The 13,121-nt window shown below is 49.6% G+C and carries 14 protein-coding genes; 3 read left to right on the forward strand and 11 right to left on the reverse strand.

The window, feature by feature from the left end:
* Nucleotides 1-3: 3 nt before the first annotated feature.
* From sufU to NST70_RS12000, 11 genes are all read right to left on the reverse strand, one after another.
* Complete coding sequence (gene sufU / locus NST70_RS11950) at nt 4-447, reverse strand: Fe-S cluster assembly sulfur transfer protein SufU (protein ID WP_014097529.1); 444 nt, start codon at nt 445-447, stop codon at nt 4-6.
* Entirely contained in the window at nt 437-1,666 is a 1,230-nt protein-coding gene (locus tag NST70_RS11955) for a cysteine desulfurase (RefSeq protein WP_026683851.1), read from the reverse strand. Before NST70_RS11955 ends, sufU begins: the two co-directional genes overlap by 11 nt.
* On the reverse strand, nt 1,666-2,976 hold the full coding sequence (gene sufD / locus NST70_RS11960) for a Fe-S cluster assembly protein SufD (protein ID WP_017552017.1): 1,311 nt from the start codon (nt 2,974-2,976) through the stop codon (nt 1,666-1,668). Before sufD ends, NST70_RS11955 begins: the two co-directional genes overlap by 1 nt.
* Before the next feature lie 16 nt (nt 2,977-2,992).
* On the reverse strand, nt 2,993-3,778 hold the full coding sequence (sufC, locus tag NST70_RS11965; RefSeq protein ID WP_014097526.1) for a Fe-S cluster assembly ATPase SufC: 786 nt from the start codon (nt 3,776-3,778) through the stop codon (nt 2,993-2,995).
* 335 nt (nt 3,779-4,113) lie between these two features.
* The gene (locus tag NST70_RS11970) at nt 4,114-4,470 is read right to left on the reverse strand and encodes a hypothetical protein (protein WP_026683850.1); all 357 of its coding nucleotides are present in this window, start codon (nt 4,468-4,470) and stop codon (nt 4,114-4,116) included.
* Between the two features lie 248 nt (nt 4,471-4,718).
* Nucleotides 4,719-5,027, reverse strand: coding sequence for a thioredoxin family protein (locus tag NST70_RS11975; protein ID WP_014097524.1), 309 nt, complete (start codon nt 5,025-5,027; stop codon nt 4,719-4,721).
* 58 nt (nt 5,028-5,085) lie between these two features.
* Nucleotides 5,086-5,469 (reverse strand): glycine cleavage system protein GcvH, encoded by a 384-nt coding sequence (gene gcvH / locus NST70_RS11980; protein WP_014097523.1) that lies wholly within the window; start codon nt 5,467-5,469, stop codon nt 5,086-5,088.
* 70 nt (nt 5,470-5,539) lie between these two features.
* Nucleotides 5,540-5,899, reverse strand: a complete 360-nt coding sequence (locus tag NST70_RS11985; protein ID WP_014097522.1) for an arsenate reductase family protein — start codon at nt 5,897-5,899, stop codon at nt 5,540-5,542.
* 103 nt (nt 5,900-6,002) lie between these two features.
* A complete protein-coding gene (locus tag NST70_RS11990; protein ID WP_014097521.1) occupies nt 6,003-7,787 on the reverse strand; it encodes an acyl-CoA dehydrogenase family protein in 1,785 nt (594 codons plus the stop codon).
* Between the two features lie 264 nt (nt 7,788-8,051).
* The gene (locus tag NST70_RS11995; RefSeq protein ID WP_014097520.1) at nt 8,052-9,230 is read right to left on the reverse strand and encodes an acetyl-CoA C-acetyltransferase; all 1,179 of its coding nucleotides are present in this window, start codon (nt 9,228-9,230) and stop codon (nt 8,052-8,054) included.
* 178 nt (nt 9,231-9,408) lie between these two features.
* Complete coding sequence (locus NST70_RS12000; protein ID WP_342475167.1) at nt 9,409-11,793, reverse strand: 3-hydroxyacyl-CoA dehydrogenase NAD-binding domain-containing protein; 2,385 nt, start codon at nt 11,791-11,793, stop codon at nt 9,409-9,411.
* A gap of 198 nt (nt 11,794-11,991) precedes the next feature.
* On the opposite strand from NST70_RS12000, the gene NST70_RS12005 reads away from it, so the two are divergent.
* From NST70_RS12005 to NST70_RS12015, 3 genes are all read left to right on the forward strand, one after another.
* Nucleotides 11,992-12,123, forward strand: a complete 132-nt coding sequence (locus NST70_RS12005) for a YuzL family protein (RefSeq protein WP_013860151.1) — start codon at nt 11,992-11,994, stop codon at nt 12,121-12,123.
* A 70-nt stretch (nt 12,124-12,193) separates the two neighbouring features.
* Entirely contained in the window at nt 12,194-12,448 is a 255-nt protein-coding gene (locus NST70_RS12010) for a hypothetical protein (protein ID WP_014097518.1), read from the forward strand.
* Nucleotides 12,449-12,766: 318 nt separating this feature from the next.
* Nucleotides 12,767-13,114, forward strand: a complete 348-nt coding sequence (locus tag NST70_RS12015; protein WP_014097517.1) for a spore coat protein — start codon at nt 12,767-12,769, stop codon at nt 13,112-13,114.
* Nucleotides 13,115-13,121 lie beyond the last annotated feature (7 nt).

The following is a 13,121-nucleotide window of genomic DNA, read 5'->3' on the forward strand; positions in this document are numbered from 1 at the left end:
CCATCATTCCTCCAATCCTTTTTCGCTTCTTACCCCTTTTTCCATTGCTTTCCATGCCAAAGTTGCACATTTGATCCGGGCAGGGAATTTGGATACGCCGTGTAACGCTTCAATATCGCCAAGATCTTCAGCCTCTTCATAGTCTTTTCCCTGCACCATTTCCGAGAAAATGTGGGAAAGTTTCAGCGCTTCGTCTACTGTTTTTCCCTTTACGGCCTGCGTCATCATGGAGGCCGATGCCATCGAGATGGAACAACCTTCACCAGTAAATTTCGCATCTTGGATGAGGCCGCCCTCCACTTTCAATGTCAAATGAATCCGGTCGCCGCAAGTTGGGTTATTCATATCGACTGTCAGGCTTCCATCTTCCAAACTGCCCCTATTCCGCGGATTTTTATAATGGTCCATAATCACACTGCGGTAAAGCGCATCAAGATTAGAAGACATTTGTAAAATACTCCTTTGCTTTCACGATACCGGCAACAAGTTTGTCAATATCTTCTTTCGTATTGTATAAATAAAAGCTTGCACGTGCGGTCGCTGTCACGTCCAGCCATTTCATCAACGGCTGTGCGCAATGGTGGCCCGCGCGGATCGCAATGCCTTCCGCATCGAGGATGGTCGCGGCATCATGCGGATGCACGTTTTCTAAATTAAACGTCACAAGGCCGGCGCGTTCGTCTGCGCTTTCCGGGCCGTACACCGTAATCCCTTCTATTTCAGAAAACTGACTGAGGCAATAGGCACTTAAATCCTGTTCATGCGCCGTAATTTCATCAAGCCCGATTTCTTCGAGAAAATCGATGGCTTCCCCGAGCCCGATTGCACCGGCAATCACCGGAGTGCCGCCTTCAAACTTCCACGGAAGTTCTTTCCAGGTGGAATCGTACAGGCCGACAAAATCAATCATTTCGCCGCCGTATTCGAGCGGTTCCATCTCTTCAAGCAGCGCCTTTTTGCCGTACAGGACGCCGATGCCGGTCGGACCGCACATTTTGTGACCGGAGAAAGCAAGAAAGTCGCAGTCAAGATCCCTTACGTCCACTTGCATATGCGGCGCACCTTGGGCGGCATCGACGACCATGTAAGCACCATGGCTGTGTGCGATTTTCGCTATGTCTTTTACCGGGTTAATGGTGCCAAGCACGTTTGAGACAAGCGCTGCAGCCACGATTTTCGTCCGCTCCGTAACCGTTTTTTCCACATCTTCAAGTCGCAGCGTACCGTTTTTTTGCATCGGCACATATTTCAAAACGGCGCCTTTTCTTTTGGCGAGCTGCTGCCACGGGATGAGGTTGCTGTGATGCTCCATGTAGGTAATGACGATCTCATCGCCTTCCTGCACTTGTGCATCGCCGAAACTGTGGGCAACAAGGTTCAGCCCGGCTGTCGTCCCTTTTGTAAAAATGATTTCTTCCGTTGATTCGGCACCGATAAATTTGCGGACTTTTTCGCGCGCGCCTTCGTAATGGTCAGTCGCTTTTGTCCCAAGCGTATGGACGCCGCGGTGAACGTTCGAATTATATTCACGGTAGTATTGGTTGACGGCTTCAATGACACGGAGCGGCTTTTGTGAAGTCGCAGCACTGTCTAAATAAACAAGCGGGTGGCCGTTTACTTCCTGGTCCAATATGGGAAACTGCCGGCGAACTTCATTGATATCCATTATCTGACTTTCCTTTCAATGACTTCCGTCAATTGTTTTTTTACACTTTCGATCGGGAGCTGTGTGACAACCGGTGCAAGAAAGCCGTGGATGATCAGCCTTTCCGCTTCATTTTTCGAAATCCCGCGGCTCATCAAATAGTAAAGCTGAACCGGATCGACACGGCCGACAGATGCGGCGTGACCGGCCATCACATCATCTTCATCAATGAGCAACATCGGGTTTGCATCGCCGCGCGCTTTTTCGCTTAGCATGAGCACGCGCGATTCCTGCTCAGCGTCCGATTTGCTCGCGCCGTGCTCGATTTTGCCGATCCCGTTAAAAATCATCGTCGACGCGTCTTTGACAACGCCGTGTTTTAAAATAAAGCTTTCTGTATTTTTCCCGAAGTGGGTAATGCGCGTCGTAAAGTTTTGCGTCTGCTTGCCGCGGCTGACCACAACCGTTTTGGAATGGGAAACGGATCCGTCGCCCACAAGGTTGGTCGTATTATCTGAAATCGTATTGCCGTCGTTCATCATGCCGAGCGCCCATTCAATTTGGGCATCGCGCCCGGTGTAACCGCGGCGGTTCACATATGTGGTGACCCCTTTTGCAAGCGTATCAACCGCGCCGTATTCGATCTTTGCATTGGCGCCGGCAATGACTTCCGTTATGATGTTCACAATGCCTTTCGCGCCATCGTTTGCCGAAATATAGTTCTCCACATAGGTGACGGCACTGTTTTCTTCGGCAACCACCAGCACATGGTTGAAAAGCGGTGCCGTTTCATGGTCGTGCACATAAATGGCCTGAACCGGTTCTTCAAGCACAACATTTTTTGGCACATATAAGAATGTCCCGCCGTTCATGAGTGCAGCATGTAGTGCCGTCAAACGGTGTTCATCGACTTTAACCGCCTCTGTCATGAAAAATTTTTGGACAAGCTCCGGATGTACTTTGACCGCTGTCAATATATCGGTCAAAATGACGCCTTGTGCTTTTGCGCTTTCCGACAAGGACAGATAAGCCGGTGTCTGGTTATGCTGGATATACAAATTTTGCTTCGCGTTTTCGAGATCCACGAGCGCCTTCACTTTTTCCGGCAATTCGTTCAAAGCGCTGTAGGTTGTGCTTTCCACGCTAAAATCGGTAAATTGCGTAAAGTTCCACTTGTTCAGTTTTGTCTTGTCCACTTCCGGAAGCGGCAGGACCTGGGCCCGGGCGAATGCCTGGAGGCGGAACTCCTTCAGCCATTCCGGTTCACCGTTTTGTTCGGAAAAGGTGCGGACATCTTGCTCGTTCATTGCTAATTTCGTTTCTGTCATCAAGTCTCTCGCCCCCTGCTTAAGCTTCCTGGCCGACCGTTTCGTCTTCGATGCCAAGTTCCTGTTTAATCCATTCGTAGCCTTCCGCTTCAAGGCGGTTTGCCAGTTCAGGACCGCCCGATTTGACGATGCGCCCCTGCATCATGATGTGGACAGCATCCGGTGTAATATAGTCTAACAAACGTTGATAGTGGGTAATGATGATGCATCCGAAATCTTCGCTGCGCATCGAGTTGATCCCTTTTGCGACAACCTTCAATGCATCGATGTCAAGGCCGGAGTCGATTTCATCGAGAATCGCAATTTTCGGTTCGATCATCATGAGCTGTAAAATTTCGTTCCGTTTTTTCTCACCGCCGGAAAAGCCTTCATTCAAATAGCGTTGCGCCATGTTCGTATCCATTTCAAGATATTCCATTTTTTTGTCGAGTTCGCGGATAAATTTCATCAGTGGAATTTCATTGCCTTCGCCGCGGCGCACGTTAACCGCCGAGCGTAAAAATTCCGCATTCGTCACGCCGCTGATTTCGCTTGGGTATTGCATGGCGAGAAACAGGCCGGCTTTCGCACGTTCATCCACTTCCATTTCCAGCACATTTTTTCCGTCAAGCGTGATGGTCCCCTGGGTGACGATGTATTTCGGATGCCCCATAATGGCAGAAGACAGCGTCGATTTCCCTGTTCCGTTCGGGCCCATGATCGCATGGAATTCACCGCTGTTTACTTCAAGATTGACCCCTTTTAGAATTTCTTTTCCCTCTACTTCGACGTGAAGATCTTTTATTACGAGTTTTGATCCTGCCATAAAAAATTCCTCCGTTATTTGTATATTCAGTTCCAATTTATTCTCAATTTATTCTCATTATTATTTTATAACAAATGAAAACTATGCGCAACTAGTAAAAACCTGTGGATAACCATGGCATGCCATCTTTTTTCCGCGGTTTTCCGGCCTTGCTTATTCATTAATCATAGCACAAAATGTACCCGGCATAAAATTCCTGATACAGATTTCTTGAATTTCCCTGTATTGCACATTGGAAATCCGGCAAGCTGCCTGAAACAGCATAAAAAAAGCCGGGATTTGTTTTGCAATCCCGGTTATGCTGTGATTCTCATTTTCAGCCTGTTATTTGATAATCAGGCGGATTTGGCCTTACTTTTTGGTGCAGGTTGCGGGGTTCCTGCAAGCCAAAACAAAGATTCCAGCAGCAAAAAATGGCGGTACGTGCCCCTGTACCGGAGTTCGCCCATTTTCAGAAATGTGCCGAGGCGCGCGCGGCGGGAAAGGAGCTGTTCGAATTGCCGGAGCGCCATTTCCAGTTCAAAATCGGCATTACCGGTTTCAAGCTGCACGCATCGCTCCTTGGAAAAAGCAACGAGGCAGCATTCGTCCCCATCACGGAATAATACGGTAACAGGCACCGCCGGCAGCAGCATCCGCAATTGTTTTTTCCGTGCCAGGCTATTCAGGAAAAATTGGATGGTCTGTTTCATGACAACACGCTCCAATCATTATTTCCTTTCCCTATTCTGCACAGACGCTGCTGATCCTGCTGAAATCGTTCAACAAATCGTGCACTTTCCCGGCTGATTTTGGCGGCCATGCTCGAACGGTGTCTGAAAAAAGTTTTTTCTGCGGTTGAACGGCGTTTCCGCGCAAAAGCCCTGCCATTTTTTTCGCCATTCAAGCGGGGTTTCCGTTTATGAATGCCCACACCGGATTGGTTTGCGCTGTTGTCTCATTAAAAAGAAGACAATTTTTCAAATAGTGACGGGACGGATTGAAAAGCGTACACTTTGTCTATTACTTTCCCGTTTTTGAGCAGGAGCAGGCACGGCACGCTTTCGATCTGGTATTTTTCCGCCATTTGCGGCACGTAATTCAGATTGGCTTTGGCATAAGGAAATCGGGGGACAGCCTGTTCTGCAATCTCCAGCATCCTCCCCGCCAGCTGGCATGTACCGCATAATGGCGTGTAAAAGTACAGGGCAAGTTTTTCTTCCTGCAAAATCCGTTCCTCCAGTTGTTTTTCCTTTGTCCAGTCTTGCATCGTAATCCATCCTTTACACAAAAAGGCACCGCAGCTTGGTGTGCAGTGCCTGTTATTTTTATGCTTCGTTGATCATTTCCTCGTACTGTTCCGCCGTCAGCAAATCATCCAATTCAGCCGGGTCGGACGGTTCAACGACAATCATCCACGCTTTTTCGTACGGGGATTCATTAACGAATTCCGGGCTATCGCTTAAATCTGCGTTGACCGCAACGACTTTGCCGCTGACCGGCGCATACAGTTCCGATACCGTTTTCACGGATTCGACACTGCCAAACGGTTCTTTTGCCGTGACTTCATCGCCTTCTTCCGGCAGCTCAACAAATACGATATCGCCGAGTTCGGCCTGGGCAAAATCGGTGATGCCGATCCGGACATGGCCGTCTTCTTCTTTCACCCACTCATGATCTTCCGTATACCGCAGTTCCTCAGGTACCGCCATCTCAATCCCTCCGTTATGTATCCGTAATAGCCTTCAGTTTTAAATTACCGAAAAACAGCGCTTAAATCAATCACTTTTTCAGCAATTTTTCATACGCATCCTCTTTAAATCCGAACACGGCAAAGGCATCGCCTGCAAGAATCGGCCGTTTGATCAGCATGCCGTCGGAAGCCAGCAGTTCAAGCGCTTCTTCTTCGCTCATTTCCGGGATCTTGTCTTTCAAACCGAGTTCGCGGTACTTCTGCCCGCTCGTGTTGAACAGCCTTTTGATCGGCAGCCCGCTTTTTTCATAAAAGTCCTTAAGAAGTGCTTTTGAAGGGGGATTTTCGACAATGTGCACCGCTTCATAGGCAACGTCATGTTCGTCCAACCATTTTTTCGCTTTCCGGCAAGTCCCGCATTTCGGATACCAATAGAAAGTAAGGGCCATTTTTGTCCACTCCTGTCATCTTGTCTTATCTGTATGTTAGCTGATTTTTCCCGGCGATGCAAAAGAAAAGGGACTCCGGCCGGGCCGGAAATCCCTTCTTTTATTACAGCACATAGCGTTCTGCATCGATCAATTTATCCGCGGCTTCGCGTTTTTTCGCAATGACATTGGTTGGCGTATGGCGCGTCAGCTTGCGGAGGGCGGAAAGCGTCATTTGCAGCTGGTCGCCTTCAAGGCAGGCTGCGAGCGATTCTTTTGCAATTTGTTCGCATTGATTGAACGCTTCCTGTGTGAAAATTTGGGTATACAGCAGTTTTTGGTTCTGTTTTTCGGCACCATCTTTGTTGATTGCTTTTTCCGTCCGAAGCACGCACGATTCTGCCGCATATATATTCGAAACGAGATCTGCCACGTTGGCAAGCAGTTCCTGTTCGTTTTCGAATTTTTTGCCGTACGTTTGCAACGCAGTGCCTGCGACGAGCAGGGCGATCTTCTTCATGTTGCGGACGAGGTATTTTTCCTGTTCAAGCGGCGCGTCGCCGACTTGTTCCGGCATCATCATCATGAGTTCTTCCTGCAGGCTTTGCGCTTTTTGTAACAGCGGCAGTTCCCCGCTGAACGCTTTTTTCACGTATGTGCCCGGTACGATCAGGCGGTTGATTTCGTTTGTTCCTTCAAAAATGCGGTTAATCCGGGAATCGCGATAGGCACGCGAGACTTCGTATTCGTCCATAAAGCCGTAACCACCGTGGATTTGCACCGCTTCATCAACAACATAATCGAGCACTTCAGAAGCGAAGAATTTGTTCAGCGAGCATTCAATCGCATATTCGGCGATCGCATTGGCCACTGCCCGCCCGTCTTTTTCTTCTTCCGGTGTAAAGTGGCTCATTCTTTCATCGAACAATCCGACTGTCCGGTAGACGGAGCTTTCGGCTGCATACAGTTTCGATGCCATCGTGCCGAATTTTTCTTTTGTCAGGTTAAACTGCGAGATCGGTGTTTTGAACTGCTGGCGGCCGTTCGCATATTTTAAGGCGATTTCAAGCACGTGTTTGCTGGAGCCGACCGCGCCGACGCCTAATTTATAACGACCGATGTTTAAAATGTTAAACGCGATTTTATGCCCTTTGCCGATTTCCCCAAGCACGTTTTCAACCGGAACCGGTACGTCTTCCAGGATAAGCGTTCTTGTGGAAGAAGATTTGATCCCCATTTTCTTTTCTTCCGCTCCCGTTGAAACGCCCGGGAATGTGCGTTCCACGATAAAGGCCGTGAACTTGTCGCCGTCAACCTGCGCATACACGGTGAAAACATCAGCAAATCCGGCGTTCGTGATCCACTGTTTTTCTCCGTTTAAAATATAATGCGTGCCGGCTTCGTTTAATCTTGCAACCGTTTTGGCGCTCCGTGCGTCCGAGCCCGAGCTTGGTTCCGTTAAGGCATAAGCCGCAAGCCATTCGCCGGTTGCGAGTTTCGGCAAATATTTTTTCTTTTGTTCCTCGTTGCCGAACAAAACGATCGGAAGCGAACCGATGCCGACGTGCGCGCCGTGGGAAATGGCAAAACCGCCGACTTTTGCGAGCTTTTCGGAAATCAGGGCGGAGCTTACTTTATCAAGGGCGAGACCGCCGTATTCTTCCGGGACATCGGCGCTCAAAAGCCCGAGTTCGCCTGCTTTTTTCAACAATTTGACAGAGCGGTCAAATTCATGGTTTTCCAGATATTCAATTTGCGGGACCACTTCATTGTTCGTATAGTCTTCCGCCGTTTTGGCGATCATTTTTTGTTCTTCTGTCAGCTCTTCCAGCGTAAACACTTGGTCCGGTGTGATGTCCTCAATTAAAAAACTGCCGCCTTTTACAAATGCATCCGTTTTGTTTGCCATTTACAATTCCTCTCCTTTTTATCTATAATGATCGGCCGCAGATGTGCTCCGCGGCTCTTATTTCCATTAATAACGATTCAACAGGCGGATCCGGCTCCGGCGTTTTGCCTTTAGAAACAGCTGATCCGCTTTTTACCATGGTCCGGTGTTTTGCCGTTCGGAACCGGCTGCTCTGCTTTTGGCCCCGGCATCTATCCATTTCATGATCCGGTATCTGACGTTGCTATTTGAAACCGGCTAGCCGCCTGGTTCGGCTCACTGCAATCAGGACACGAGCTCAAACACACCTGCTGCACCCATGCCGCCGCCGATACACATCGTGACGACGCCGAACTGCACGTTTCTGCGCTTCATTTCATGGGCAAGCGTCAAAGTCAGCTTGGCGCCTGTGCAGCCGAGCGGATGGCCGAGGGCAATTGCGCCGCCGTTAACATTGACGATGTCTTCATTAAGGCCGAGCTGGCGGATAACCTGGATGGACTGGGAAGCAAAAGCTTCATTCAGTTCGAACAACCCGATATCCTCAAGGCTCAACCCTGCCAGTTTCAAAGCTTTCGGCACGGCTTCCACCGGGCCGATCCCCATGATTTCAGGCGGCACCCCGGCAACGGCGAACGAGCGGAATTTCAACAGCGGCTTAAGCCCGAGTGATTCAGCCTTTTCTTTATCCATGAGCATTACTGCAGCCGCGCCGTCGCTTGTTTGCGACGAGTTCCCGGCCGTTACGGTTCCGGTTACCGAGAATGCCGGGCGCAGTTTTCCGAGCGTTTCTACATTTGTATCCGGCCGGACCCCTTCATCCTGCGAAAAGACGACTTTCTTTTCAACAAGTTTGTTGTCTTCGCCGACCGAACGTAATGTGACCTCAACCGGCACAATTTCGTCTTTGAATTTGCCTTCTGCAATCGCTTTTGCCGCTTTTTGGTGGCTGCGCACGCTGAAGGCATCCTGGTCTTCGCGGCTGACGCCGAATTTTTTGGCGACTTCTTCGGCCGTATGCCCCATGCCCATATAATATTCCGGCGCAGTTTCTGCAAGTCGTACATTCGGGCGGACGACATGCCCCATCATCGGGACAAGGCTCATCGATTCCGCACCGCCGGCAATGATCGTGTCAGCGTGGCCGAGCATGATCCTTTCGGCGCCGTAAGCAATCGCCTGCAGCCCGGATGAGCAGTAGCGGTTGATCGTAATCGCCGGCACCGTATCCGGCAATCCTGCTAGGGCCCCGATATTGCGTGCCATATTGAGCCCCTGTTCCGCTTCCGGCATGGCGCAGCCGATAATCAAATCATCAATATTTCCTTCATAGTTGCCGGCGCGTTTTAACGTTTCTTTTACGACAAGTGCACCTAAATCATCCGGCCGTGTTTGTGCGAGCGTCCCTTTTTTTGCTTTGCCGACCGGTGTTCTCGCCCCTGCAACAATGACAGCTTCCCTCATCACATTCCCCTCTTTCCGTGTTTTTGTAAAAGGCCCCTTCATCACCGCATGGGGTGATGAATCGGGGTTTTCCCATATACAGCCGCTTTCCTTGGGAGAACCCCTTTATGTTGTATGCGAAAAATTTGGACGGAATCTTTTCCTGCCAGAGGATCGGCATTCGCCAATCCGTGTGGCTTTAATTCCGTAACGGTTTTCCTTTTAACAGCATGTGTTGCATCCGCTGCTGTGTTTTCGGCTGTGCAATCAGGCTCAGGAACGCTTCCCTTTCCAAATCGAGCAAGTATTGTTCATCCACTTTTGTCCCGAACGGCACTTTCCCGCCTGAAAGCACAAAGGCGATCTTTTTCGCGATTTCAAGGTCATAGTCGGAAATATAGCCCGACAGATGCATTTGCTGTGCCCCGAGCAACAGCGCCGCATAACCGGATTCACCTGTGACCGGCACTTTTTCGCGGACAGACGGTTTGTACCCTGCGTCAGCAAGGCGTAGCACAGCCTGTTTTGCATCATAAATCAGATGGTCCTGGTTAAAGCTGACGCCGTCCGTCCGGTCAAGGAAGCCGGACTCGCGCGCTTCTTCAGCAGAAGTGGACACTTTCGCCATTGCAATCGTTTCAAATACCTTGTTCACGACATTTTGCAAGTCAAACTGTACGCCTTCCGGAATGTTTTTCAAATGCTTGATGTACAGCTCTTTGTTACCGCCGCCGCCCGGAAGCAGGCCGACACCGGTTTCGACAAGGCCCATATACGTTTCGCTTGCCGCCTGGATATGCGCCGTATGCAGGCACACCTCCGCGCCGCCGCCCAAAGTCATCGCAAACGGTGCCGCGACAACCGGTTTTTGGCTGTATTTGATCTTCATCATCGTGTTCTGGAACTGGCGGACGACCATGTCAAGTTCAAAAATATTGTCATCCTGCGCTTCCATCAGCATCAAAGCAAGGTTTGCGCCGACACAGAAGTTTTTGCCCTGGTTGCCGATCACAATTCCTTTGTAATGCTTTTCTGCTTCGTCCACGGCATAATTGATCATTTGCAAAATGTCGAGCCCGATTGTGTTACTCTTTGAGTGGAATTCAAGCAGCAGCACCCCGTCGCCGATGTCGATTAAGCTTGCGCCGGCATTTTCTTTCAGCACTTTGCCCTGCGTTTTCAAAGCTTTGAGATTGATTTCTTTCGGATTGGCTGGAAGCGGCTTGTATGCTCCGTTGTCATAGTACGAGACAACGCCGTTTTCTTCTTTGTAAAAAGACGTGAAGCCTTTTTCCAGCATGCCTTTCACCCAGCCGGGCACTTGAAGGCCGTCCTCTTCCATTTTTTGCACGGATTTTTCAACGCCGATTGCATCCCATGTTTCAAACGGGCCGAATTTCCAGCCGAAGCCCCATTTCATCGCCTGGTCGATGGCGAGAATATCATCGGCAATCACGCCTGAAAGTTCTGCCGAATACACAAGGCAAGGCGCGAGAATATTCCAGAGCAGCCGTCCGGCACGGTCATCCGCATACACAATCGTTTTGATTTTATTGGCAGTTCCTTTTGCCTGCCGGGCCGCTTCCAAAGAAGCCGCTTTCATTTTCGTGCGTTCGCCGTATTCCAGCGTTTCCGGATTTAATTCATAGATTTCTTTTCCCTTTTTTTCATAAAAGCCTTTGCCGGTTTTGCTGCCAAGCCAGCCGTTTTCAACGAGCTTGTGCATGAATGCCGGCACTTTAAAAACTTCTTTTTCTTCGCCTTCCGTTTTTTCATACACGTTATTCGCAACATGGACGAACGTATCGATCCCGACCACATCGAGCGTCCGGAACGTTGCGCTTTTTGGCCGGCCGATCACCGGGCCTGTCACGGAATCGACTTCGCCGACCGTGTAGCCGCCTTTCATCATCTCCCGCACGGTGACAAGCAGGCCGTATGTACCGATGCGGTTGCCAATAAAGTTTGGCGTATCTTTTGCAAGCACGACACCTTTTCCGAGCACATCTTCGCCGAACTGTTTCATAAATGAAGTGACGTCCGGGTCGGTGTCAGCGGTCGGAATCACTTCGAGCAATTTCAAATAGCGCGGCGGGTTAAAAAAGTGGGTCCCGAGAAAATGCTTTCTGAAATCTTCGCTCCGCCCTTCCGCCATCGCTTCGATCGAAATGCCGGACGTGTTTGAGCTTACAATGGTTCCCGGCCGGCGGAAGCGTTCCACTTTTTCGAATACTGATTTTTTAATATCCAAACGTTCTGTTACCACTTCAATAATCCAGTCGGCTTCTTTCAGCCGTTCAAGATCGTCTTCCAGGTTGCCCGCTTCAATGAGCGCCAGGCTCTTTTTCGATGTGAGCGGGGCCGGTTTCTGTTTTAAAAGCTTCTGCAGTGCAGACTGGCTGAAGCGGTTTCGGACGGCTTTGTCCTCCAATGTGTACCCCTTTGCTTTCTCTGCTTCCGTGAGTGCATTCGGGACAATGTCGAGCAAAAGTACCGGAATCCCGATGTTTGCCAGATGTGCGGCGATGCCCGATCCCATTACACCGGAACCGATGACAGCCGCTTTTTGAATGGTATACCGCATAGTGCATCCCCTTTCTTTTTGAATGAATGCTCATTCATTAAGCGCTTAAAAAAATAACGCTTTCATCTTTAATAATAATATATACGAATTTTTTCATTCTATCAATCACTTCATCTCAAAAAATCGCCATTTTTTAAAATTTTTTATATGTCTAGCCGTTTTGGGCAAGCTAAACGAAAAGCGTGGGGAGGTGAACCAATGGCAAAGCTAAAGAAAAATCCGTCAAAAGCGGGTGTGAGCGCGGCAAGCGTAAAAGGCAATGCCGGCCCGACAGTGGAGCGTGACGGCGGCGGAAAAGTAAACAGCCAAAACAACCAGTACAAAAAATAAGCAGGCGGCTGCATAGGATCCGCAGCTCATTCAAACAATAAAGGAAGACTTGGATAAAGGAGGAAATGGAATGCAACAACAGCCTTTTTCACAACAGCAAAACGGGCAAACGGTTTACAACGCCCCGCCCGATGTCATGTCAACAAAAGATTTGGCCTATGTGGATGATATGCTGGCCTGGAATCTGCTGGCGATGAAAAAAGCGCATGATGCGGCAACGCGCTGCCAGGACAATGAATTGAAAGCTGTTTTTGAAGCATGCGGGCAAATGCACCAGCGCCACTACAACCAGATTTTGGGTCATTTGAAAAGCCACTTGCAATAACAAAAACGAATGCCAGCCCGCCACAAAAAGCGAACCCTGCTTTTCCCGTTCATAAAGGGCATGCGTTCGCAGCCGGAAAGGGGCAGGTACCCCGCTCCGGAATGCGCGCACAGCTCGGGCCAAAGAAAAAAGCAGGCTGTCCGTCCGGGGCAACCGCACTTCCCGGCCTGAATTAGCCGCCCCGGCAACCGTGATTAACGGAAAACGGGCGCTGCCCCGTCCGAGCCCTGGCAGGCGAATCTGCACGTGTCTCGCGGCAGAGATACCTAAATGCGGAACGCGCATAATACGACCATTTTAAAAAAGGAGGTACAACATTTGGATTCCCAACAACAGCAGCAGCAAAAAATTCAAAACCCGAAGACACAATTTCCTGAAACACCAGAAATGAACGACCGCGATCTTGCCAATGACCTGCTTTCGATGGAAAAATATATGACCGCTTCTTATAATACTGCTATGAACGAAGCGAGCCACGAAAAACTGTATCGCGATCTTCTGACCATTTTTACGGAAACGCAGAATGAGCAGCGCAAATTGTATGAGACGATGTTCCAAAAAGGCTGGTACAGTATGGAAGCGGCAGAACAGCAAAAACTGCAACAGTCTTTCCAGCAGCACCAAGGCTACGCTTCGCAATTCCCGTACGGCGGGCAGGTGCAATAGCCGCAAA

This window comes from Weizmannia sp. FSL K6-0777, from assembly GCF_038593185.1.
GTDB classification, from domain to species: domain Bacteria; phylum Bacillota; class Bacilli; order Bacillales; family Bacillaceae_C; genus Weizmannia; species Weizmannia faecalis.